Annotated in this window: 21 protein-coding genes, 1 other RNA gene and 3 pseudogenes; 12 read left to right on the forward strand and 13 right to left on the reverse strand. The window is 69.5% G+C overall.

Annotation, left to right across the window (positions count from 1 at the left end):
- The first annotated feature begins 72 nt into the window (after nt 1-72).
- The 3 genes from OG953_RS30290 to OG953_RS30300 are packed head-to-tail and all read left to right on the forward strand — an operon-like array spanning nt 73 to nt 3064.
- The gene (locus OG953_RS30290; RefSeq protein WP_405688284.1) at nt 73-945 is read left to right on the forward strand and encodes a MaoC/PaaZ C-terminal domain-containing protein; all 873 of its coding nucleotides are present in this window, start codon (nt 73-75) and stop codon (nt 943-945) included.
- Between the two features lie 43 nt (nt 946-988).
- The gene (locus tag OG953_RS30295) at nt 989-2065 is read left to right on the forward strand and encodes a Zn-dependent alcohol dehydrogenase (RefSeq protein WP_405688287.1); all 1077 of its coding nucleotides are present in this window, start codon (nt 989-991) and stop codon (nt 2063-2065) included.
- A 57-nt stretch (nt 2066-2122) separates the two neighbouring features.
- Nucleotides 2123-3064, forward strand: a complete 942-nt coding sequence (locus tag OG953_RS30300; RefSeq protein ID WP_405688289.1) for a 3-oxoacyl-ACP reductase — start codon at nt 2123-2125, stop codon at nt 3062-3064.
- 77 nt (nt 3065-3141) lie between these two features.
- On the opposite strand, the gene OG953_RS30305 is transcribed toward OG953_RS30300, so the two are convergent.
- Nucleotides 3142-3315 carry a hypothetical protein gene (locus OG953_RS30305; protein WP_405688291.1) on the reverse strand — a complete coding sequence of 58 codons (174 nt, stop codon included), beginning with the start codon at nt 3313-3315 and terminating at the stop codon, nt 3142-3144.
- Between the two features lie 122 nt (nt 3316-3437).
- On the reverse strand, nt 3438-4766 hold the full coding sequence (locus OG953_RS30310) for a hypothetical protein (RefSeq protein WP_405688292.1): 1329 nt from the start codon (nt 4764-4766) through the stop codon (nt 3438-3440).
- Between the two features lie 198 nt (nt 4767-4964).
- On the opposite strand from OG953_RS30310, the gene OG953_RS30315 reads away from it, so the two are divergent.
- The 4 genes from OG953_RS30315 (at nt 4965) to OG953_RS30330 (ending at nt 8975) form a co-directional block, all read left to right on the forward strand.
- The gene (locus tag OG953_RS30315) at nt 4965-6008 is read left to right on the forward strand and encodes an ABC transporter substrate-binding protein (RefSeq protein WP_405688294.1); all 1044 of its coding nucleotides are present in this window, start codon (nt 4965-4967) and stop codon (nt 6006-6008) included.
- Between the two features lie 86 nt (nt 6009-6094).
- Entirely contained in the window at nt 6095-6937 is an 843-nt protein-coding gene (locus OG953_RS30320) for a Nif3-like dinuclear metal center hexameric protein (RefSeq protein WP_405688296.1), read from the forward strand.
- Nucleotides 6934-7677 carry a zinc ribbon domain-containing protein gene (locus tag OG953_RS30325; protein ID WP_405692142.1) on the forward strand — a complete coding sequence of 248 codons (744 nt, stop codon included), beginning with the start codon at nt 6934-6936 and terminating at the stop codon, nt 7675-7677. Before OG953_RS30320 ends, OG953_RS30325 begins: the two co-directional genes overlap by 4 nt.
- The gene (locus OG953_RS30330; protein ID WP_405688298.1) at nt 7677-8975 is read left to right on the forward strand and encodes a bifunctional RNase H/acid phosphatase; all 1299 of its coding nucleotides are present in this window, start codon (nt 7677-7679) and stop codon (nt 8973-8975) included. The genes OG953_RS30325 and OG953_RS30330 overlap by 1 nt, the downstream gene beginning before the upstream one ends.
- A 173-nt stretch (nt 8976-9148) precedes the next feature.
- Here OG953_RS30330 and eda read toward each other — a convergent pair whose 3' ends face one another.
- Together eda and yaaA are read right to left on the reverse strand one after the other, a co-directional pair.
- Complete coding sequence (gene eda / locus OG953_RS30335) at nt 9149-9769, reverse strand: bifunctional 4-hydroxy-2-oxoglutarate aldolase/2-dehydro-3-deoxy-phosphogluconate aldolase (protein WP_405688299.1); 621 nt, start codon at nt 9767-9769, stop codon at nt 9149-9151.
- A gap of 75 nt (nt 9770-9844) precedes the next feature.
- On the reverse strand, nt 9845-10645 hold the full coding sequence (gene yaaA / locus OG953_RS30340; RefSeq protein WP_405688301.1) for a peroxide stress protein YaaA: 801 nt from the start codon (nt 10643-10645) through the stop codon (nt 9845-9847).
- A 234-nt stretch (nt 10646-10879) separates the two neighbouring features.
- On the opposite strand from yaaA, the gene OG953_RS30345 reads away from it, so the two are divergent.
- On the forward strand, nt 10880-12322 hold the full coding sequence (locus OG953_RS30345; RefSeq protein ID WP_405688304.1) for an RNB domain-containing ribonuclease: 1443 nt from the start codon (nt 10880-10882) through the stop codon (nt 12320-12322).
- Here OG953_RS30345 and OG953_RS30350 read toward each other — a convergent pair.
- Together OG953_RS30350 and OG953_RS30355 are read right to left on the reverse strand one after the other, a co-directional pair.
- Nucleotides 12267-13130: a hypothetical protein gene (locus tag OG953_RS30350; protein WP_405688306.1), complete on the reverse strand. Its 864-nt coding sequence runs from the start codon at nt 13128-13130 to the stop codon at nt 12267-12269. The genes OG953_RS30345 and OG953_RS30350 overlap by 56 nt on opposite strands.
- Nucleotides 13127-13867, reverse strand: a complete 741-nt coding sequence (locus tag OG953_RS30355) for a MerR family transcriptional regulator (RefSeq protein WP_405688307.1) — start codon at nt 13865-13867, stop codon at nt 13127-13129. Before OG953_RS30355 ends, OG953_RS30350 begins: the two co-directional genes overlap by 4 nt.
- Before the next feature lie 180 nt (nt 13868-14047).
- Between OG953_RS30355 and OG953_RS30360 the strand changes: the two genes are divergently transcribed.
- On the forward strand, nt 14048-14617 hold the full coding sequence (locus OG953_RS30360) for a Uma2 family endonuclease (protein WP_405692144.1): 570 nt from the start codon (nt 14048-14050) through the stop codon (nt 14615-14617).
- A 52-nt stretch (nt 14618-14669) separates the two neighbouring features.
- Nucleotides 14670-15071: RNase P RNA component class A (gene rnpB / locus OG953_RS30365), an RNA gene on the forward strand.
- Between the two features lie 235 nt (nt 15072-15306).
- On the opposite strand, the gene OG953_RS30370 is transcribed toward rnpB, so the two are convergent.
- Together OG953_RS30370 and OG953_RS30375 are read right to left on the reverse strand one after the other, a co-directional pair.
- Nucleotides 15307-15930 carry a DUF6907 domain-containing protein gene (locus tag OG953_RS30370; RefSeq protein WP_405688309.1) on the reverse strand — a complete coding sequence of 208 codons (624 nt, stop codon included), beginning with the start codon at nt 15928-15930 and terminating at the stop codon, nt 15307-15309.
- The gene (locus OG953_RS30375) at nt 15887-16426 is read right to left on the reverse strand and encodes a hypothetical protein (RefSeq protein WP_405688311.1); all 540 of its coding nucleotides are present in this window, start codon (nt 16424-16426) and stop codon (nt 15887-15889) included. Before OG953_RS30375 ends, OG953_RS30370 begins: the two co-directional genes overlap by 44 nt.
- A 6-nt stretch (nt 16427-16432) precedes the next feature.
- Here OG953_RS30375 and OG953_RS30380 point away from each other — a divergent pair, with 6 nt between their 5' ends.
- Together OG953_RS30380 and OG953_RS30385 are read left to right on the forward strand one after the other, a co-directional pair.
- Nucleotides 16433-17542, forward strand: a complete 1110-nt coding sequence (locus tag OG953_RS30380) for a polymorphic toxin-type HINT domain-containing protein (RefSeq protein WP_405688313.1) — start codon at nt 16433-16435, stop codon at nt 17540-17542.
- An 83-nt stretch (nt 17543-17625) separates the two neighbouring features.
- A complete protein-coding gene (locus OG953_RS30385) occupies nt 17626-18111 on the forward strand; it encodes an SUKH-4 family immunity protein (RefSeq protein ID WP_405688314.1) in 486 nt (161 codons plus the stop codon).
- Between the two features lie 282 nt (nt 18112-18393).
- Here the strand turns inward: OG953_RS30385 and OG953_RS30390 are convergent.
- The 5 genes and pseudogenes from OG953_RS30390 to OG953_RS30410 all read right to left on the reverse strand — a co-directional run.
- A pseudogene (locus OG953_RS30390) lies at nt 18394-18699 on the reverse strand (tyrosine-type recombinase/integrase); the annotation flags it as partial.
- Nucleotides 18700-18853: 154 nt separating this feature from the next.
- Nucleotides 18854-20243 (reverse strand): annotated as a pseudogene (locus OG953_RS30395) (IS1380 family transposase).
- Between the two features lie 124 nt (nt 20244-20367).
- Nucleotides 20368-21378: pseudogene (gene xerC, locus OG953_RS30400) on the reverse strand (tyrosine recombinase XerC); the annotation flags it as partial.
- Nucleotides 21378-21602: a helix-turn-helix domain-containing protein gene (locus OG953_RS30405; protein WP_405688315.1), complete on the reverse strand. Its 225-nt coding sequence runs from the start codon at nt 21600-21602 to the stop codon at nt 21378-21380. The pseudogene xerC and the gene OG953_RS30405, both read right to left, overlap by 1 nt.
- Nucleotides 21602-22819 carry a replication initiator gene (locus OG953_RS30410; RefSeq protein WP_405688317.1) on the reverse strand — a complete coding sequence of 406 codons (1218 nt, stop codon included), beginning with the start codon at nt 22817-22819 and terminating at the stop codon, nt 21602-21604. Before OG953_RS30410 ends, OG953_RS30405 begins: the two co-directional genes overlap by 1 nt.
- Between the last annotated feature and the right edge of the window lie 296 nt (nt 22820-23115).

The raw sequence follows: 23115 nt of genomic DNA on the forward strand, positions 1-23115 counted from the left end.
CACGACCTCGGTGCGGCCGACGGTGCGGACGGCCGCGCCGAGGTCTTCCCACCATCAAGGAGCAGCTTCGCCATGCCCATTGATGCCGAAAAGGCTGTCGCCGCCGAACCCCGTTCCACCCGGATCAGCTGGGACCACAAGGACGTCCAGCTCTACCACCTGGGTATCGGCGCGGGAGCCGATCCCGACCGGGCCGACCCCGCCACCGACCCCGGCGAGCTGCGCTACACCCTGGAGTCCCGGCTCCAGGTGCTGCCCTCCTTCGCCACCGTCGCGGGAGCGGGCATGGGCGTCGTCGGCGGGCTCTCCTCGCCCGGCATCGACGTCGACCTGGCCGCCGTCCTGCACGGCGGGCAGAGCGTGCGGGTGCACCGGCCGATCCCCGTGAAGGGCAGCGCCGTACAGACCTCGAAGGTTGCCGCCGTGTACGACAAGGGCAAGGCGGCCGTACTGGTGCTGCGCACCGAGGCCGCCGACGACGAGGGCCCGCTGTGGACCAACGACGCTCAGATCTTCGTCCGGGGCGAGGGCGGCTTCGGCGGCGAACGCGGCCCCTCCGAGCGGGTCGCCTACCCCGCCGTCGCCCCCGACCACGTGGTGGAGCGGCCGATCCGCCCGGACCAGGCGCTGCTGTACCGCCTCTCCGGGGACTGGAACCCGCTCCACGCCGACCCCGAGTTCGCCCGGCTCGCCGGCTTCGACCGGCCGATCCTGCACGGGCTGTGCACCTACGGCATGACGCTCAAGGCCGTCACCGACACGGTGCTCGGCGGCGATGTGACCCGTATCCGCTCCTACCGCACCCGTTTCGTCGGCGTCGTCTTCCCCGGCGAGACCCTCCGTATCCAGATGTGGACCGGCAAGGACCACGTCCGGGTCGAGGTGCGAGCCGTCGAGCGGGACGACGCCCCGGTACTCGGCGACACCTTCGTTGAACACTCCTGAACCAACTCCAAGAGGTCCACAGGCCCATGAGGGGAGCCGCACCATGCGCGCAGCCGTACTGCACGAGATCGGTCAGGACAAACTGGAAGTCCTCGACGACGTCGAGGCGGTGGGCTTCGGCCCCGGCAAGGTCAGGCTCCGCATCCGGGCCACCGGACTGTGCCACTCCGATGTTTCCGCGATGAGTGGCGTGCTGCCGCAGCCCGCCCCCTTCATCCCGGGTCACGAGGGCGCGGGCGAGGTCGTCGACATCGGCGACGGCGTCACCGGGCTGAACGCGGGGGACCGGGTGCTGGTCTGCTGGCTGCCCGCATGCGGGGCGTGTCCGTCCTGCAAACGCGGCCAGACCCAGCTCTGCCTGGCCGGCTTCATGAACGCGGGAACGCCCAACTTCAAGCGCCCCGGGGGAGATGTCTTCGGCTTCGCGGGCACCGGCACCTTCACCGAGGAGGTCGTCGTCGACGCGGGCTGCGCGGTGCCGATCCCCGACGACGTACCGTTCGAGATCGCCGCGCTGATCGGCTGCGGAGTGACCACCGGGCTGGGCGCGGCCGTCAACACCGCACAGGTGGAGGCCGGTTCTTCGGTCGCCGTCATCGGCTGCGGCGGGGTCGGCATCTCCACGATCCAGGGCGCCAGGGTGCAGGGCGCCGCCCAGATCGTGGCCGTGGACCCGGTCGCATCGCGGCGCGAGGCGGCACTGCGGTTCGGCGCGACCGAGGCGGTGTCCCCGGACGAACTCGCCGACGCCAAGCAGCGGATCACCGCGGGCGAGGGCTTCGACTACGTCTTCGAAGTCGTCGGCAAGTCGGCCACCGCCCGCACCGCATACGAGAACACCCGGCGCGGCGGCACCCTCTGCATCGTCGGCGCGGGCGCGATGGACGACAACTTTCAGGTCAACATGTTCGAGCTGTTCTTCGACGAGAAGCGGATCCTGCCCTCCATGTACGGCGGAGGCGATGTGCTCCGGTCGTACGAACGGGCCATCGCGCTCTGGCGGGCCGGCCGGATCGACCTCGAATCGATGATCACCCACCGGGTGCGGCTCGACGGCATCAACGACGCCCTCGACCAGATGAGGACCGGCGAGTCGCTGCGCACCTGCATCGAACTCTGACCCTCACCCTCACCCTGTTCCCACCCTGCTCCCACCTGAGAGGACTCCGAGATTCCGATGTCACTTCCCCTGGAAGGCATGTCCGCGATCGTCACGGGCGCGGGCCGCGGCCTCGGACGCGCCGAAGCACTGGAACTGGCGCGGCTCGGCGCGTCCGTCGTCGTCAACGACTACGGGCAGCCGGGCCGCGACGGCTCCGGCGAGGCGTCCGCGGCCCCCGCCGAGGAGGTCGCCGAGGAGATCCGGGCGGCGGGCGGCCGGGCGCTCGCGCACCTCGGCGACGTCTCCGACCACGAGCAGGCCCGCGCGCTGGTGGAGCTGGCCGTCGACACATACGGAAAGCTCGACATCCTGGTCAACAACGCGGGCATCCTGCGCGACCGGATGGTCTTTTCGATGACCGAGGACGAGTGGGACTCCGTCATCAGGGTCCACCTCAAGGGCCATTTCAACACCACACACTTCGCCGCATCCCACTGGCGCGCCCGCTCCAAGGAGTCCGGCGGCCCGGTCTACGGCCGGATCGTCAACACCTCGTCGGAGGCGTTCCTGGCCGGTTCGGCGGGCCAGCCGAACTACGCGGCGGCCAAGGGCGGCATCGTCGGCCTCACCACCTCCACGGCCCTGGCCCTGGCCAAGTACGGCGTCACCGCCAATGCCATCTGCCCGCGGGCCCGCACCCGGATGACCGAGGACGTCTTCGCGGGCTTCCAGGAACCGACGGACGGCCGGCTCGACGCGCTCGCCCCCGAGCATGTCTCTCCGCTGGTCGGCTATCTGGCCTCCCCGGCGGCCGCCAAGGTCAACGGGCAACTGCTCGTCGTGCACGGCGGGATGGTCGCGATCGTCGAACGCCCCAGGGTGGCGGCGAAATTCGACTCGTCGAAGGAGGCGTTCTCCTTCGACGAGCTGGACGAGCTGATCTCCCCGTACTACGAGGACCGCCCGACGGGCGAGACCTTCGCCGCGGCGGAGGTGCTCGGTCTCAAACGGGGCTGACCGCAACGGAAACGGGTGGGCCCCGGCAGCCGATCGGCTGCCGGGGCCCACCCGTCCCTCGTTGATGTTCCGCGCGGTCAGGCCGCCCTGCTGTTCCCCTCGGAGGGGCGGCGGTGGCGGCCGTGCGGCTGTGCTGACGTGTCGTCCATCGACACACCGCCTCGGTGCTTTCCGGAGCCGCCGGCTTCGGCCCGTTCCGCGTCCGCCCCCGGCGGACGCGTCTGGGTCGTGTCGGTTCGGGCTTCAGACATGTGGGAAGTCACCCCGTTGTGATCGCTTACGTGTGTGTCACCAGGGCCGGTCACGCACCGCGACACGGCACGGTCACCATCGGCGACCGACGCACACGGCTGCGTGGCCCAGGCCCAGGATCTTAACCAGGCACCATGCGCCCCATGAGAGGCGCCTGCCCCAGTGGAATCGGCTTGCACATCGGAAGAGGCGCAGCGGCAGCGGACGGTTGCATACCGCTTTCCGCGCCCGCCTCCGCTGCCGGTCCCGTGCCGCGTTCCTCGTCCACCGGTGCTTCCAGCAGTGCCACCCCGCACGCCACGTTCTCGTCGGCGTACGGAAGTCTGAGTACGCCGTCCCGGGTCCACACCCCGCGACCGGCCTGCCACCCCTCGGGGGCGGCGAGTTGATGCAGTCGGCGCCCCGCCGGGCGCCACACCCCGAGCCAGCTGCCGGCCGCCCCGTCGATCCGCAGGGCCACCGCGCAGCTCTCCGGCGTCAGCATCTGCCCCGGCTGTACGGCGAACGGTGTCACGGCCACATCCGCCGGGTGCAGACACTCCGGGAAACGCACCGGCAGACAGCTGCCCAGCACCCCCCACCCGAGCCGGTCGTGCCCCGGCGCGTCCGAGCGGATCAGCAGCAGCCCGCTGTCCGCGTCGGCGAGCAGCAGCCGGTCGTTGCTCTCCGGTGCGATCTGCAGCAGCGGTGTCACCTCGCCGCCCCGCTCCAGGTCCACGGCGACCGCCTTTACCGGCCCGCCGCCCGGCATCTCCCGGTCCAGGGCCAGCATCCGCCCCGCCCGGTCCAGCCAGACCCCGCCGGAGCAGCGCCCCGGCACCTCCGCGACCAGCTCGGGCCCGAAGGTGCCGCCCGCCACCAGCCAGACGGCGGTGGAGTGCGCATCGACCGACAGAGCGTACGCGCTCGCACCGTCCGGTGACGGCGGCAGCAGGGTCAGATCCGCGCATCCGACGGCGCCGAGCGGCAGTTCACCGGTGCCGGGGCCGGTCGGATAGAGCAGCGAGAGCGCATGCCGGTCCGCGACCCGTCGCCGGATCAGCACCCGTCCGTCGGCCAGCGGCAGCACCTGGGAGTCCGGCTCCTCCGGCTGATCGAGGGGGAGCGGCACGGCGTACGGCTCGTGCCCGTCGAGTGTCCAGCGCTCCACGAACCACGCCTGCCCGGCCTCGTCGGACGCCTCCGCGGCGACGTTGCGAAGGGCGAGCCGGGCCGCGTACGAACCGTCCGCGGCGATCGTGAGCGGGGGCGGGGCGAGGGCTGCTCCGACGGGCACGCCCGATTCACCCGGCGCACCGGCCTGCTCGGGCCCGCCGTCCGCTCCGTCCTCGCCGGGCACGCCGAACCCGGCCGGCTCCCCGGGTGCGTCCGGCTCGTCGTCCTCCAGGACCGCATCCCCGGCGGTCTCGGCCGCCCTGGCGGTCTCGTTCTCGATGGCACAGGCAGTCATGGACTGGTCACCTCCGGCAACCGAAGCTAGTTTTCGCACTTCCTGCCGAACAACACGAGACCCGCCACTTCACACATAAGGGTGGTGCTGCCCGGATTTGACTGAGGGTGAGGGGGTGCCTGTGCTCGGAGGTGAGGCGGGTGAGTAAGGTAAGGCAGCCCTAAGTGATTCCTGTGTGACCCTCGACTGGAGCAAGTGATGTCCCTTCGTCGCCGCGGTACTGCCGCAGTCGGCCTGGCAGTGGCTGCCGCCCTCACCCTCTCGGCCTGCGGAAGCGGCGATGGAGGCTCGGGCGATTCCGCCAAGTCCGAGGGTGGTGGTGACAAGAAGGCCGCCGTCGCTACGGGTGGCAAGGACTTCGCCGACGCGGCGAAGAAGACGGCGGAGTACGGGACGGACGCCAAGGCCGGCCAGTTCCCCCGGACCCTCACCCACGCCATGGGCAAGACCGAGATCAAGTCCGCCCCCAAGCGCGTCGTCGTGCTGGACGTCGGCGAGTTCGACAACGTCGTCTCGCTGGGCGTGAAGCCGGTCGGTTACGCCCCCTCCGAGGGGGACGCGGCCATCCCCTCGTACCTGAAGAAGGACGCGGGCAACCCGAAGAACGTGGGCACGATCAACAACCTCAACCTCGAGGCGATCGCCGGTCTGAAGCCCGACCTGATCCTCGGCAGCCAGCTGCGTGCCGCCGACAAGTACGACGCGCTCTCCAGGATCGCGCCGACCGTGTTCTCCATCCGCCCGGGCTTCACCTGGAAGGAGAACTACCTCCTCAACGCCGCGGCGCTGGACAAGACGGCCAAGGCGAAGAGCGAGCTCGGTGCCTACGAGGCGAAGGCGAAGAAGCTCGGCGAGGACATCGGCCCGGACAAGCCGACCATCTCCATGGTCCGCTACCTGCCGGACCGGATCCGCCTCTACGCCAAGGCGTCCTTCATCGGCACCATCCTCGACGACGTCGGTCTGCCGCGGCCCGAGAACCAGCAGATCAACGACCTCGCCGTGGAGATCAGCCCGGAGAAGATCGACGAGGCCGACGCCGACTGGATCTTCACCGGCGTCTACGGCGACGTGAAGGCCACCGAGCGCGACACCACCCAGTCCAACCCGCTGTGGAAGAACCTCGAGGCGGTCAAGGACGGTCAGGCCAAGGACGTCTCCGACGAGACCTGGTACCTCGGTCTCGGTGTCACGGCCGCGAACCTGGTTCTCGACGACCTCCGCGCCGACCTCGTGAAGTAACGATTCCTTGGCAGGCTGTCGGCTCGTCCGTACGGGTGGCCGAAGCCATGGGCGACGGGGCACGGAGGGCAGGTAGCCTTTTCCTTGTGCCCCGTCTGTCTGAAGTCCTCGCCGAGCTCGACGCTCTCTGGCCACCCGAGCGGGCCGAAGGCTGGGACGCGGTCGGCACCGTGTGCGGAGACCCGGCCTCGCAGGTCGACCGGGTGCTCTTCGCCGTCGACCCCGTCCAGGAGATCGTCGACGAGGCGCTCAGGCTCGGCGCCCAGCTGATCGTCACCCACCACCCGCTCTATCTGCGGGGTACGACGACGGTCGCGGCCGACACCTTCAAGGGCCGGGTCGTGCACACCCTCATCAAGCACGACATCGCGCTGCACGTCGCCCACACCAACGCCGACACCGCCGACCCGGGCGTCTCCGACGCCCTCGCCGGTGCGCTCGACCTGCGCGTCGAGGGGCCCCTCGTGCCGGATCCGGCCGACCCCAAGGGCCGTCGCGGCCTCGGCCGGATCTGTGTGCTCGACCACCCCGAGAGCCTGGCCGACTTCGCCGCCCGCGCCGCTGCCCGGCTGCCCGCCACCGCGCAGGGCATCCGGCTCGCGGGCGACCCGTCGGCGACGGTCCGCACCGTCGCGGTCAGCGGCGGCTCCGGCGACAGCCTCTTCGACGCGGTGCGGGCCGCCGGCGTCGACGCCTTCCTCACCGCCGACCTGCGCCACCACCCGGCCTCCGAAGCCATCCAGCACTCCCCGCTCGGCCTGATCGACGCCGCGCACTGGGCCACCGAGTGGCCCTGGTGCGAACAGGCCGCAGCGCAGCTCGATGCGATTTCCGACCGCCACGGATGGGACCTGCGGGTCCATGTCTCGAAGCAGGTCACCGACCCCTGGACCACCACCACCCACCACTCTTCTGGAGCCCCCAACTGAACGCCGCGCCCGCCGACCAGATCCGACTCCTCGACGTCCAGGCCCTCGACGTACGCCTGTCGCAGATCGTGCACCGGCGCAAGTCGCTGCCCGAGCACGCCGAGATCGAGTCACTCACCAGCGACCTCGCGCAACTGCGTGACCTGCTGGTCGCCTCGCAGACCGAGGAGAGCGACACCGCCCGCGAGCAGACCAAGGCGGAGCAGGACGTCGACCAGGTGCGCCAGCGCGCCGCCCGCGACCAGCAGCGCCTCGACTCGGGTGCGGTCACCTCGCCCAAGGACCTGGAGAGCCTCCAGCGCGAGATCACCTCGCTGGCCAAGCGCCAGGGCGACCTGGAGGACGTCGTCCTCGAAGTGATGGAGCGCCGCGAGTCCGCCCAGGAGCGCGTCACCGAGCTGTCCGACCGGGTCTTTGCCGTCCAGGCCAAGGTCGACGACGCGACCGCCCGCCGTGACGCCGCGACCGAGGAGCTCGACGAGGAGACCGCGACCGTCACCAAGGAGCGCGAGCTCGTCGCCGGGTCCGTCCCCGCGGACCTGCTGAAGCTGTACGACAAGCTCCGCGTCCAGCAGGGCGGGGTCGGCGCCGCCCGCCTCTACCAGCGCCGCTGCGAGGGTTGCCGTCTCGAACTGAACATCACCGAGGTCAACGATGTGAAGGCGGCCTCGCCGGACACCGTCCTGCGCTGCGAGAACTGCCGCCGCATCCTGGTCCGTACGTCGGAGTCGGGCCTGTAATGACCCAGCCGCGCCAGTTCGTCGTCGAGGCCGACGGCGGTTCCCGGGGCAACCCCGGGCCCGCCGGTTACGGTGCGGTCGTCATCGACCCGGTGACGGGGGAGACCCTTGCCGAGGCCGCCGAGTACATCGGCGTCGCGACGAACAACGTCGCCGAGTACAAGGGCCTCATCGCGGGTCTGAAGGCGGCGAAGGCGCTGGTGCCGGACGCCTCGGCGGACGGTGCGCTCCAGGTGCGGGTCCGGATGGACTCCAAGCTGGTCGTGGAACAGATGTCGGGCCGTTGGAAGATCAAGCACCCCGACATGAAGCCGCTCGCGGCGGAGGCCGCCAGGATTCTGCCGGCCTCCGCCGTGACGTACGAGTGGATCCCGCGCGAGAAGAACAAGCACGCGGACCGGCTCGCCAACGAGGCGATGGACGCGGGCAAGCGCGGCAAGCAGTGGGAGCCGTCGTCGTCGACGGCCGCACTCGACACCCCCCGGCCCTCGACGACCGCCGAGCTGCCGCCCGTCTCCGGCCCGCCCGGTGACGCGGCAGCGGGCGCGGCCAGGGCCCGCGCGGCCCTGTCCTCCCGGCCGGGAGCGGCGACAGGCGCGGCATCGGCAGTCGCCCCCACGCCTACGGCATCCTCCACCGCCCCCCAGGTGGGCTGGGCCGCGGCGCCCGATCTCGGGGCGCCCACCACCTTCGTACTGCTCCGGCACGGCGAGACGGCCCTCACCCCCGAGAAGCGGTTCTCGGGCAGCGGCGGCAGCGATCCCGAACTCTCGGCGACCGGCCGCCACCAGGCCGAACGCATCGCCCGGTCGCTGGCCGCCCGCGGCACGATCGAGGAGATCGTCAGCTCCCCGCTGCGCCGCTGCCGTGAAACAGCGGCCGCGGTGGCGGCCCGGCTCGGCCTCGAGGTCCGGATCGAGGACGGCCTGCGTGAGACGGACTTCGGCGCCTGGGAGGGTCTGACGTTCGCCGAGGTGCGTGAGCGGTACGGCCCCGACCTGGACGCCTGGCTCGCCTCCGCGAAGGCGGCCCCCACCGGGGGCGGCGAGAGCTTCGCCGAGGTCGCCCGCCGCGTCGCGGCCACCCGTGACCGCCTCACCGCCCGCTACGCGGGCCGCACGGTCCTCCTGGTCACCCATGTGACGCCGATCAAGACCCTGGTCAGGCTGGCGCTGGGCGCCCCGCCGGAAGCCATGTTCCGTATGGAACTCTCGGCGGCCTCGGTGTCCGCGGTGGCCTACTACTCGGACGGGAACGTGTCACTCAGGCTCCTGAACGACACATCGCACCTGCGGTAGGGGACGGGAAGTCCGCGTGGGCGTGCGGCGCCCCGGGGAGGGGCAGTGGAGCGACTCCCGGCGGCGCGAAAGCTGCCGCTTCCTCGGGTGGCGGGGGTAGTCCGCACCCCGGTCGGCACCCACCGGGGTCCGGGGCGGAGCGCCGGTTCCGGGAAGACGCGGACAGGAGGAAATCAGTCGCGCAGCGCCGCCGCCTCGCTCGCCAGCCGCTCCACCCGCGCCCAGTCCTTCGCCGCCACCGTGTCCGCCGGGACCATCCAACTGCCGCCCACGCAGCCGACGTTGGGCAGCGCCAGATAGGACGGCGCGGAGGCGAGCGAGATGCCGCCCGTGGGGCAGAACCGGGCCTGCGGCAGCGGCGAGGAGAGCGCCTTCAGATACGCTGTGCCGCCCGCCGCCTCTGCCGGGAAGAACTTCATCTCGGTGACCCCGCGCTCCAGCAGCGCGACCACCTCGGACGTCGTCGAGACGCCCGGCAGGAACGGCACCCCCGTCGCCTTCATCGCGTCCAGCAGCGTGTCCGTCCAGCCGGGGCTGACCAGGAACCGGGCCCCCGCGGCGACGGTGTCGGAGACGTTCCGTACGGAGATCACCGTGCCGGCCCCGACCACCGCGTCCGGCACCTCGGCCGCGATGGCCCTGATCGCATCCACCGCCGCGGCGGTGCGCAGCGTCACCTCGATGGCCGGGAGCCCGCCCGCGACCAGGGCCCGGGCGAGCGGCACCGCGTCGGCGGCGTCCTCCAGGACGACAACGGGGACGACGGGGGCAAGGTCCAGCACAGAGGAGGTCATGCGCTCATCTTGCCGCGCCCACCGCACACCACGCAACGAGCGTTGCGCATGTTGCAACGTAATGGCTTTCCCGGTTCAGTGAATCTCGGTCACCACGACATCGAGTGACCACGCCCGACCGGCTCGCGCGGGGGCCTCGGCCTCCACCACGTACCCGAGCTCCCGCAATGTCTCCACCAGCTCCGCGGGCCCCTTCGGCCGTGCGCCCGCCAGCAGCAGATCGCGGACCATTCGCCCCTTCGTCGCCTTGTTGAAGTGGCTGACCACGGAGCGCTTCTCGACCCCGTTCACCATCTGGGAATGCAGCACCCGCACGCTCGCCGTGCGCCCGGCCACCTCGCCCTTCGGTTTCCAGGCCGCGGTGTACGCGGAGGACCGCAGGTCCAGGACGAGCCCGTCGCCGGCCGCCTCCGGCATGACCTCCGCCATCGGGTCACGCCAGTACGCCCCGAGCGCGCCCAGCCCCGGCAGCTTCACGCCCATCGAGCAGCGGTACGAAGGAATCCGGTCGCCCACCCGCACGGCGCCCCACAGCCCGGAGAAGACCAGCAACGACTTTCCGGCCCGCCGTTTGGCCGTCGTGTCCAGGGAGGCCAGATCCAGGGCGTCGTACAGCACCCCCGTGTAGATCTCGCCGGCCGGACGCGTCCCCGCCGTCCGCAGCTCGACGTTCTTCGCGATCTCGCCGCGCAGCCCCTCGCTCAGCCCGAGCACCTCGCGGGCCTTCTCCTCGTCCGCCGCACACAGCTCGACCAGCTCGTCGACGACCGCGGCCCGCGCCGCAGCCAGGCCCGGCAGCGACAGCGACTCCGGCTTCAGGGGTGCTCCGCGCCCCGACGCGGCCTTTCCTTCGGAGGGCGGCAACAGCACGAGCACGGCGGTTCTCCTTCGTACGTACGCACACGTAAACGGGCTCAGAAGGCCCTGGGTCCTGTCGTCGAACTGCCGTCTGCCGTGCGACGACGGCAGACGGCAGTTCGACAACAGGACCTGGCACCAGCGTACGGGGACCCCGGTACCGCACTGGGCCCTGTCCGGCGGATCAGGGCCGGACCGGCACACGCCGCCACCCGGGATGCCGCCCGGCCCGCCCCGCCATACGCTCGGTCCATGCCCCGCCGCCATATCCATATGACCGGGCCGGCCGAGACCCCGCTGAGGGCGGCCCTGTGCAAGCTGCGCACCGAGCTCGAACTGCCCCACGGCTTCCCGCCCGACGTCCTCGCCGAGGCGGCGCAGGCGGCGGGGGCCCCGGCGGTGTCGGCCCACAAGGACGCGACGGACCTGCCGTTCTTCACCATCGACCCGCCCACATCGACCGACCTCGACCAGGCCATGCACCTCGAACGCCGCCGCCACGGCTTCCGCGTGCACTACGCCATCGCCGATGTCGCCGCCTTCGTACGCCCCGGCGGCGCACTCGACACCGAGGCCCACCGCCGGGTGACGACCCTCTACTTCCCCGACGGGAAGGTGCCGCTCCACCCCACCCTGCTCTCCGAGGGCGCCGCCAGCCTCCTCCCCGGACAGACCCGCCCCGCCCTGCTCTGGCAGATCGACCTGGACTCCGAGGGCGGCGCCGTCACCGCCTCGGTGTGCCGGGCCCTCGTCCGCAGCCGGGCGAAGCTCGACTACGCGGGCGTCCAGCGGCAGATCGACACCGGCACCGCCGAGGAGCCCCTGGCGCTGCTCCAGGACATCGGACGGCTCCGCGAGGAGCAGGAGGTCGCCCGAGGCGGCATCTCCCTCAACGTGCCCGAGCAGGAGATCGTCGAGCGCGACGGCACGTACGGCCTGGAATACCGTGCCCCGCTGCCCGCCGATGGCTGGAACGCCCAGATCTCCCTCCTGACCGGCATGGCCGCCGCCCACCTCATGGCGGAGACCGGCACCGGCGTCCTGCGGACCCTGCCGGTCGCGCCCGACGGCGCCGTGGCCCGGCTCCGGCGCTCGGCCGAGGCGCTGCACATCGACTGGCCGCACCATGTTCCGTACGCCCAGGTCGTCCGCTCCCTCGATCCGAGGAAGGCCAACCACGCCGCGTTCCTCCAGGAGTGCACCACCCTGCTGCGCGGCGCCGGCTACACCGTCTCCGAACACGGCGAACTCCCCACCCGCGCCGTCCACGCCGCCGTCGCCGACCTCTACACGCACTGCACCGCCCCGCTGCGCCGCCTCGTCGACCGGTACGCGGCCGAGCTGTGTCTCGCCGCCGTCGCGGAACAGGAACCGCCCGAGTGGGTCCTCGCCGCGCTGCCCGGCCTGCCGAGGGAGATGGCGGACGGAACCAGGCGCGCCAACACGGTGGAGCGCGAGTGCGTCGACGTGGTCGAGGCAGCGCTGCTCAAGGACCGGATCGGTGAGGTCTTCGACGCGTACGTGGTCGACGTGAAGGAACTGGAGCCCACCACGGGCACCGTCCACATCGACGACCCGGCCGTCGTCGCCCGGGTCGAGGGCGGCACGGCGAAGCTCCCGCTGGGGGAGCGGCTGCGGGTCAGGCTCGCCCAGGCGGATCCTGGCTCGGCGAAGGTCCTCTTCGCCCCCGCGTGAGCGCGGCCACGGCGGCACCGGGATCATCCGCATGGAACCGCACTGTCCGCGCCCACCCCCGCTTCCCGAGCGGCCGCACGAACGCCACCGGCGAGAACAGCTCCACGGTCACCGTCGTCTGCCCGCCCACGACGAGGTCGAGCACTCCGTCCGCCCCCGGCCGCACCGGCCCGCCCTCGGGACAGCGCCGCTCGACCCGCGCACCGGCGACCGCCCCGGCGGGAACCCGCAGGTCGAACAGCCCGCCGTAGCGAAGCCGCAGCGCCCCGTCGGCGTCCACCACATGCGGCCGGGTCACACACGCGGCATGGAAAGCGAGCACCAGGACCACCCCGTACACATCGAGCACGAGCAGAACCCTGTGCACGACCGGCCACGGGATCAGCAGCGCCATCATCACCGTCTCGACCAGAGCGACGAAGACCAGGCCATACATCATGGCGGTCTGCGGCCCGGTGTACGGGACGGCAAGGGCACCCTCCGGCACGCCATGACGCCTCCGCAGCACCCACAGCCCGAGACTGCGCAGGGCGCGCACCTCGTGGGCGACGAGACGGCGCACCTTCTCGGGCACGACGGTACGGAGCGCCGCACCCATCGCCGCCCGCCGCCCGGCACCCGCACGCCGGCCCACGAGCCAGAGCCGCCACAGGATCACGCACTCGAACCCGAGCACGGCGACCACCAGGGCCTCGGCACCGAGCAGAACCGCACCCGGTATCCGGACCCCCGCCGGCAGGCAGCCGCCCAGACCCAGTTCGACCGCCGGCACAGCCCCCACGGCATACCGCGCAATCCGCACGCTCATCCTGTTCCCCTCTCCGCCACGCGTGCCGTCAGGGCCGCCATCACCCGGCGCACCACCTCGGCCTGCGCGGGCGCGTAGTCGTCGAGCAGGGCCTGACCGAACCCCGTCAGGACCGGCCCGCCGGGGATGGCCGCCAGCACCTCGTCCGGCACGGCGGCGGCCAGATCGGCGGCGAGCGGAGCGATCCGCGGATCGTCCACGGGTGCCGCGGCCAGTGCGTCCAGCCGCTCGTACAGCGCGTGCACGGCCGGGTCCTCGGCCAGGGGCCGCAGCGCGGAGTAGACCTCACTGCCGACACCCGTCGTGTCCAGCAGCACCAGGTGCTCGCGATCCTTGGCAGCCATCGGGGAGCCGGTGGCCGGAGCCGTGCCCAGCAGCTCGGCCAGCGCGGGCGACACGGGCTCCTCGGCGCTCACCGGGCCGTCCAGCAACCGGGCCAGCCGACGCCGCCGCTCCCGGATCTCGTTCTCCTGCCGGGCCAGATCGGCATCCAGCTCGACGAGGACTTCGACGAGTTCGTGCCCGGCGTCATCGGCGAGGACGTCCCGTACCTCGTCCAGACCGAGCCCGAGCTCGGTGAGCCGCCGGATCCGGGCCAGCACCACGGCGTCGCGCACGCTGTAGGCGCGATAGCCGTTGGCCCGGCGCCCGGGCTCGGGAAGCAGTCCGATGTGGTGGTAGTGCCGGATCGCCCGCGAGGTGACCCCGACGAGCGCGGCGATCTCTCCGATGCGCATGAGTCCAGTAGAAACGTTGACGCCGCGGCAGGGTCAAGCGCTCACCGCACCCGTCCGCATCTGACAACTCCGCACTCTCCTGTGCCACGATCGAAGGAAGTAACTCCCATCTCACGGACGGCTGATCCACTGATGTCCCAATCTGGCGAGCGACCGAGGAAGGGGCGTGACATGACTGCCATGCCGCACGAACCGCTCACGCAGGCGGACGTCCTGCTGGAGGGCTTCCTGGCGCTGGATACGCCGGAGGGCTTCCGGGCCGAGCTGATCGAGGGGGAGATTGTCGTGACGCCGCCGCCGGACGGGGACCACGAGGACTACATCAGCCTGATTCTGGAGCAAGTGATCACCCGCTCTCGCACCAAGATGCAGTTTTCCGGGAACAAGGGACTGAAGCTGAAGAGCGGCGGCCGCTGTCCCAGGAACCACGTCATTCCCGACGGCACCTTCGCCCCGGCCGAGCTACGTCTCTACCGGGGAGCGGACCCCTGGATGCCGTGCGAGGGGGTGTCCCTCGTCGTCGAGGTCACCTCGTCCAAGCCCCGGGCCGACCGCACGGACAAGCGTCACTGCTACGCCCGCGGACCCGTCCCCCTCTACCTCCTGGTCGACCGAGAGCAGTCGTCGGTGACGCTGTTCAGCGACCCCGAAGGGGACGACTACCGTCAGCACTGCACGATCCCGTTCGGCAAGCCGCTCACTCTCCCGGCGCCCTTCGCCTTCGACCTGGAGACCGAGGCGTTCATCTGAGCGCCCCGTCCGGCGGCTCCCGCCAGGCGGGTAGCATGGTCGGCACGGCAGACGAGCCGGGCGGACGGCCGCGTGGGGATCCTCGGATCCCCCCGAGGAACGTCCGGGCTCCACAGGGCAGGGTGATGGCTAACGGCCACCCGGGGTGACCCGCGGGACAGTGCCACAGAAAACAGACCGCCGGGGACTTCGGTCCTCGGTAAGGGTGAAACGGTGGTGTAAGAGACCACCAGCGCCTGAGGTGACTCAGGCGGCTAGGTAAACCCCACCCGGAGCAAGGTCAAGAGGGGCCGTCGCAAGACGGCCCTGCGCGAATGTTCGAGGGCTGCCCGCCCGAGTTCGCGGGTAGACCGCACGAGGCCGGCAGCAATGCCGGTCCTAGATGGATGGCCGTCTCCCCGGCCGCCGCGAGGCGACCGGGCGACAGAACCCGGCGTACAGCCCGACTCGTCTGCCGCCACCAGCGGTTTTGCCTTCGGAAGGGCCTCCGACCTGCGTCGGAGGTCCTTTCCGATGTTTCGGGGGCTTGCCGCGTTAGGTAGCGAAAAGTCCCTCGGGCAGCGCTGAAAGTCCCTGAAGAGTCCCTGGAGCGGATGGGCGGGCGGGGCCCCTGGGCTGGGCGTTTGCGACAGCCGTCGGAGTATGACGCCGGCGCCGAAGGACTCGGGGTGATTCTTGAGGCGGCGGGATTACGCGGCCTCGGCGTTGGTCGTCGTATCGGTCCGCGTGGCCCATTCGGCGCGGGCTGCGGCGAGCCGAGAGTGGATCAAGCGCAGCTCATCCAGCTGCCCGGCCACCGTTTCGATGAACTCGGCCAGCTGGTCCGGATCCATAGGGCGGGTGTACGTATCGGCGGCCACTTCGACCAGAACGTGCGGGACCTGGTAGGCCGGGCTGACTGTCGAGTTCGGACTTACGGCGAGGTGTGCGCAGAGCAGCGGCCAGGACTCGTATTGCTCGTATGCCTCGGTGTACTCGGCATGGGCCTCAGCGCCGACGACGTGAGCGGGCAGTTTCCGCAACCGCCGTTGCCCCGCGCCGGTCTCGGCAAGGATGGCATCGACCATCTCGAACGGCACGATCCGGGTAAGTTCCCCTCCATGCCGGCACTGCTTGATCGATTGCCCATCCCCGCAACTCCGTTTGCAGGGAGGGCTCTTCGTACTTCTTGATCGCGCCCCATCGCGTGTCTGTACACGAAACTGGCGCCGGCTCGAGCCGGGACTGGAGGTCTCGTGGCTCGAGCCGGGCGTTGGTTGTTCTGGGTTGTCAGGAGATGTTCTTGATGGTCTGCCAGCCTCCTGTGCCGACAACGGTTGCCGGGCCGACGAGGCCGGTCTTGCGGCCAGGAATGAATTCCAGGCCGGCGGTGGTGTTGGCGGTGGTGGTCCACAGGTCACCGATACCGTCGCCGTTCGAGTCTCCGGATGCGGTGATCAGTGGCCGGGCGGTGGTGATCCACCCGGTGGCGTAGGCGGTCCTGTTGGCTACGTTGCCCAGGGATGCGGGGTCGGTGCCGCCGTCAGGGATCCCGTCGCCGTCTGCGTCGCCGTTGCTCTTGCCGTGGTAGACCCACAGGTCGCCGGTGGAGGCGGTGGCCGAGGTCGTGACCGAGGTGAGGGAGCCTTCGAGCTGGGGTACGCGCTCCAGCAGTGGCTGATGCAGCAGTGGCGCGAGCGGCAGGAGCGCGAGCGGCAGCGGAGAATCGCAGAAGCCCAGAGGAAAGCTCGGGAGGAAGCAGCCCGCAAAGCGCGTGAAAAGGCCGCGCGTGACGCGAAGCGCAAGCAGGAAGCAGAGGAGGCGGCCCAACGCAAAATGGCCCGGGAGCGTGCTGCCGCCCAGGAAAAGGCAGCCAAGGAAGCTGCCGCTCAGGCAAAGGCAAACAAGCGGGCGGCACTGCGGGAAGCCGCAGCGCGGAAACGCATAGAAAATCAGCGCGCCGCGGCCAGGCGGGATCAGGCCCGACGGGCCGCAGCCCGAAAGGCCGCAGCCCGCACCCGCCCTGCCTCCAAGCCCGGAGCAGCGGCCAAATCACGGCCGAAGCCTTCCCAAGTCAAAAAGCCCGCACAGCAGATCTGCCCCGTCAGCAACAGCTTCCTGCCCCAGACAACCGTCCTCATGAGCGACGGATCTAAGAAACCGATCAGCAAGGTCAAGGTCGGCGACAAGGTTCTCGCCACCGACCCGAAGACGGGCAAGACCACCGTTCGCACCGTGACCTCAACCATCGTCGGCACCGGCGACAAGGACCTCGTCAAGGTCGATGTCACCGGTACCGGCAGACAGTTGGATACGGATGACTCCCTCACTGCCACGGCCGGCCACCCCTTCTGGGTCCCGTCCCTGCAGGAGTGGGTCGACGCCACCGATCTGCAGCCCGGTACACGGCTGCAGGACGCAAAAAAGGCCGAGGTTCGTGTCACCGGAGTGCACCGGTGGAAAAGGCCGGCCACCGTTCACAACCTGACCATCAACGACGTGCACACGTACTATGTGCTGGCGGGGGCTACCCCGGTCCTGGTTCACAATTGTGGCGGCCAGGTGGAATATGGTGGCAATGATCTGAGCCAGGCTGTCATACAGGAACGGCTGAGGGCGGGGAACAAGTCCAACAATTTTGCGGCGGTGAGGTACACCGACGCGAATGGGGATTCGCGGATTGCGGTCGCAGTCTCCTCGAAGGGTCTGGGTAACCATGCGGAGCGTAAATTGCTCAGGCAGTACGGGGATTCGATCACTGAAGCCTATTCGGAATTCCAGCCGTGCACTGGGACGAATAAGTGCCGCAGCAGGCTAGCTGAGGCCGGCATACCAACGACATGGACTTGGGGTTGGACCACCTCGGCTGAGGGCGCTGCCGCAAGGTCCGCCAAGGGTAAAGCGGTGACTTCGATGTTCAGGGACGCCATATCGGGCAACTGGTAAGGTAGTTCCAATATGACGGTTGGCCCGCCGCCCACGTGGGCGGCGGGCCAACCGTGTAGCTATAGGAATGGAGGCGGGTGTCGATGGCTAACCACCGCTACTCAATCGAGTATGTTGCATTCGTGAGGAACGCCGCTGCGCGTGGGTATCTTTCTTCCATCGGTCTACCTGCCGAGCATGTCCTCTTTTCGGCTTCAGAAGCCGCTGATGGCGGGGTCGAGAGCGCTGAAGGTCGAGACCTTCTGAAATTGGGATCTGGAGGGGATGGCGATGACGCGTACTGCGTTGACTGTAAGAGCGGAGAGGTGCTCTATCGTGGTAGCGGTGATTCGTCCCTGTTTTTTGTGAATTCATCACCGCAGAAATTCTCTGAGTATTTGAGCGCGTTTGAGCGTGAAACCACTCGATCCACAGGTGAAGATAATCCGGAAATGCTGGAAGAACTTGCTGATCTACTGGCGAGGTCATTCCAGGAGATTGATGCGTCGGCTCTGCGGGACGATCCAGGATTTTGGCGTTCAATTCTCTTCGATGTGGCAATCGGCGACTATGTCAATGACGAGGAGTGACCTCCTTAAGGTCATTTGACTCGCATCTTTCGGTGGCGGGGTTGGTCGATTTCAACGCCACGATAGAGAGGGCCTGCAATTAGCCAATCGCGGCGACCTTCTGGCCTGCGGGGGCACGTATGCAAATTTTATTCAGACTCGCCGTGAAGTCGTCGTTCGAATAGCGGGAGAATGGCCGCGCGGGTCAATTGCCGATGGGCGCACGCCTGGTGCAAGCTTGGGCCCCTCCGTGAGGTTTTGGAGGGGCCCAAGTGGTTTTGACGGCAGTAGCTGACGGCAACGTCAGCGGACGTGGGGTGCGAATGACGGAGGGGCGTCGCCGGCGTCAGGGTCGGTTGGCAGCTGAACAGGGTTGCGGAGCGTGTGGCCGAGGAGATCGATGGCGTCGCGTTGGAGGCGGAGTCTGACGTGGGCGTAGACGGTAGCGGTGACGCCGATGTGGGCGTGGCCGAGGAGTTCTTTGATTACGACGAGTTCGACGCCTTGCTCCAAGAGCAGGGTGGCGGTGGAGTGCCGCAAGTCGTGGAAGCGGATACGTCGGAGCCCTGCCCGGTCGAGGAGGGCGCGGAAGCTCCGATTGAGCCCGGATCCACCGGCTTGATTGTGGTGTGATCGGTTCGGGGTCGTGCAGGGCGTGTCGGGGCTGAGTTGCGGATTCGGGCGTGAGGTGGCCGCTGGTCTGTCCAGCTTTTCCACTTTTCCGCAGGTCTCGGGCCCTTTTGGGCAGGTCGGTCAGGGAGTGTCAGAGGGCTGGTGGCGCGTGCACGATGCTGAAGAGCTGGGTGAAGTCCGTGCTCCAGGGCCAGCGTTCGGGTAGGTGCAGGGTGAGGCGGCGGGCCGAGCGGGCCAGGCGGGCGGGCACGTTGATCAGGTGGTCACGGATGGTGGCGGTGGTCGCTCTGGCATGGAACGTTCCGGCCAGTGCGCCGAGCGGCGCGGGTCAGGTTGTGCGCCAGGGCTGCCAGGGCGAGCCACGCGGCATTGGCCTGGAAATGTCCGGAGGGCGCGTGGGCGAAGGCGCTGTTCTTGACATCCGCGATCACCTGCTCGACGACAGCGTGCCGTCGGTGATCACGCTCGGCATTGTTCAAGGAGAGCGGGGAGTCGGTGAACGCGGCGTGGTAGCGCCAGGTGTCAAACAGCGTGCCCTGTCCGGCGGGGACGGCTTCAGCGCTCAGGCGTTTGACGCGGCGCACGATCAGACGGGCGGTGACCTGCTGCTTCTTCGGCTTGGAGGTGAAGGCGGTGTAGCCGGTCTCGGCTATCTCGGCGTCGGAGATCCAGCACTGGCCCTCCTCGTCCCAGACCGCCTGGGGGTACTTGATCGGCGTCCAGGCGTCCTCATCGATGCGGGCGATGGCGGCCTTGACGGAAGCATTCATCCGCACGGTGATGGAGAACCGCGCGCCCAGCGCCCGGCAGGAGTTGACGACATCGGCGCCGTAGAACGCCGAGTCCGCCCGCATCACCAGCAGGCCACTGGCGCCGCAGGCGCGAGCGGTGCGGATGGTCTCGGCGACGAATGCCGCCGCCCCGCGCGCGGAGTTCGATGGTCCCTTGCGCAGCCTCGTGGCGGCGATCACCGGGGCGGCCAGGGGTGTGGAGACGATGCCGAGCAGCGCGTTCAGGCCCTTGACCTTGCTGTATCCGTAACCGGCTCCCTGCTTGGCGTAGCCGTAGGTGCGGCGGATGGTGTCATCGATGTCCACGTAGGCGACCTGGCCCGCGCCGGGCAGCAACGGCGCGTGACGGGCCAGTTCGGGAAGGAACCGGCGGGCCACAGCATGCAGTTGCTTCACATGCCCGTGCGTGAAGGAACGCAGAAACGACCCCAGCGTGGACGGGGCCCGCACACCGGAGAAAAGGCGGCCCATCGCGCCGTGCCGTAGCCGGTGCATGTCATCGATGCTGTCGGCGCCCGCGACCATGCCGCCCACCAGCGACATCACTTTCGCCGCGGGGAAGGCACCGGTGCCGTCCTTCGAGGCCGGCAGACGGATGTATTCCCCGACCAGTGCGGGCAGACCGCACCGCTCGGCCAACCGCACCACCGGCTCCAGGCCGCCGTACGCGATCAGGTTCGGGTCGTCGAACGCGGATGAGACCGCCGCTGCGGCATGGGAAGATTGCATCTCGGAAGTGCCTTGCTGATCGTGCCTGATGTGGTCCTAGAGAAACCCCATCATCGCAGGTCACAAGGCACTTCTTCGTTCCCCGAGAAACTGTCCACAGACATCAAGCCGGTGGATCCAGGTTGAGGTTCGCGGGATCGATCGGCCCTCCTGTCGGTGTGCTGAAGACGAGGCCGTTGTCCCTCCAAGCCTCCGCTGCCGCCTCACGTTCTCCTTCCCGTGCTTCACGGTGTTTCTTCAATGAACGGATGCACTCGCCGGGGAGGGCGATGCGGCGTTCGGATGCACGGGTCTTGGTGGGGAGGGCCGTCAGCCCGCCGGTCTGGGTGCGCTGGAGGGTACGGCGAATGCTGGCAGTACCTGTCTGGAGGTCGAGGTCTTCCCACTGGAGGCCGAGGAGTTCGCCCTTGCGGAGTCCGGTGTGGAGGGCGAGTTCGTACAGCGTGAACAGCTGTTCATCGCGGGCGGCAGCGAGGAACTGGCGGGCTTCATCTGCCGTGAGCGGTTCGAATCGCCGGGCGCGCGGCGTGCCGGTGCGGACGTTGCGGGCGACGTTGCGCGGGACCTCCTCCTCGCGGACGGCGTGCTCCAAGGCGGACTTGAGCACGGAGTGGATGTACGCCAGCGTCAGCGGTGAGAGCCGCTTGGAGCAGCACATTCCCGCAGCGCAGCACCGGGATGGATCGCGGCGGGTGTCGATGCCGCGTGCGCAGCACTGGCAGGTGGTGCGGAGCTGGTTGAGCCAGGTGCGGACGTCCTTGGCTGTGAGCTTGGCGAGCTTCTTCTTGCCGAGGCCGGGGATGAGGTGCTGGTGGACGCAGGCGGTGTATCGGGTGTGGGTGTTCTCGCGGAGCTGGTGGACGGCGACGGCCTCCAGCCAGTACGTCAGGTATACGCTGACGCTGCCCTGCGCGGACGGTACGGGGACGCCGCGGTTGCTTGTGGCGATCTTCTCAGTGAGCTTGGCCAGGGCTTCCTTGCGGGTGGTGCCGTAGACGCGGACGCGCTTGCGGGTGTTGCCCGGGGCGAGGAGGTAGCCGGCGGCTTCCCAGCGTCCGTCTTTGCGCTGGTAGACAGTCCCGTCGCCGTTGGCGCGGACGCGACGGGAGGTCGTGGAGTCGCGGGGCGTGGTCATCAGGCGGCTTCCTGGTCGAGTCGGGTGCGGATGAAGTCGGTGAGGGCGTGGGTGGGGATACGGCAGGCGCGGCCGAGAGTGATCGAGGCGAGCTGCCGAGTACGGAGCAAGTCGTAGACGGCCGACCGGCCGAGCTGGAGCTGTGCCATTACCTGGGGAACCGTCAGCAGCTCCTGCATCCCGCCCGGCCCGTGGTTGAGCACGGTGGGCTGGTACGAGGTCATCAGCAACCCCCTTCCGCTACGAACTGCCGCTCCAGCTCTCTGCGGTGCCAGACGCCAGCAGCGAGGAGCCCGGCGCCGGGGCTGTAATTCGAACCGAGGTAGGACCAATGGCCGAGGACGAGGGTTGTCGTCGGGTCGAGGTCGGGAAGGCCGGCCTGGGCGCGGGCCTGCTCGGTGCGCCAGGTGCGCCAGGCGCGGCGGGCGTCGCGCAGCGCGCCGAGGGTGACCGAGTAGCAGCGGGACTTGGTGGAGAAGTGACCCCGGAAGCCGAGCATGTGTGCCCACTTCCAGAGCTTGAGATCGGCGAACTCCGGCCGCTTGTCCAACTCCCAACAGGTCCGGATCATCTGCCGCACGTGGCGGGCAACGGCGAGGCGGGGCAGGGACCGGGCCTGTCCGGTGCCAGTGCATGCGGTGCACTGGATCGGGGTTCCGTGCGCGGTCAGCATTGCGCCGCGTCCCTGGCAGGGGCGGCAGAACAGGGCGCGGTCGAGGGTTCCGGAGGCGTCTGCGGACTTGGTGGCGTACTTGGCCACGTAGGCGGCGACGGCCTGGTCGGTAAGTTCTGCGTCGGTGCCGAAGGCGGAGATCTCGCGTACGTCGAGCTGTTCGCCCCAGGCGAGTGTGCGTTCGCCGATCGCGTCAGACTCAATGGTTACTTGGACGCGTGCAGCGGCAGACTGGATGGAATCGGCGAGCAAAGCAGCGGTGGCATCCGGCGGTGGGGGCTGGGTGCTGCCGCCCGGGCCGTCGAGCCGGATCACGGCGTGGAAGTGGACCAGGCCGCGCTTCTGGTACTCGGCGACCTTGGCGAAGGAGACCCGCAGGACCGCGCGGGCGGCCTTCTGGGTCATGCCGAGCTGGGGGCGATCAGTGGGGCGATGAGGTGGGGTACGCCGAGCCGCAGGGCGAGCGCCCATACGTTGCCAGGCTTCCGCGACGTGGGCCGCGTCGGAATCGGAGACGTACGGGGTGCGGATGCGGGTGTAGCCGGCGCGGCCCTGCATCGCCATGACCGCGACGCCGACATAGGCGGGGTCCTGCAAGGTGACTGGGCTGGCGTCGGGCCAGTTGCGGATGTCGTCACCGAGCGCGGCCACCGCGGCTTCCACCGTCTTCTGCGCGAAGGACAGCCCGACCGGGATCCTCGCCCCGCCCGAGAACCCCGACTCCTGACGGCAGTAGCGACGGCAACAACCACGGATTCCGGCGCACAACCACGGACTCCAGCGGACCCCAAAACCCCTCCCCACCTGCATAGAAGCAGCTAAGGGAGGGGCTGCCAGCACACGTACTATGTGCTGGCGGGGGCTACGCCGGTCCTCGCCCACAACTGTGGCGGCAGCGTTTCCGGGCATTCCGGCACATGCGCGTGCGCGAGCGGTGCGCAGCCACGGTTGGCCAACGGAACCATGGGATCCAACCCCAATGCTCCGGCCAATAGGCTCGATCGCGGCAACCAGTATCCGAGCGGCTATCGTGCGTCCACCCACCAGGAAATGGCAAAACGCTG

The sequence above is a fragment of the Streptomyces sp. NBC_00057 genome, assembly GCF_045041165.1.
In the GTDB taxonomy this organism is placed as follows: Bacteria; Actinomycetota; Actinomycetes; order Streptomycetales; family Streptomycetaceae; genus Streptomyces.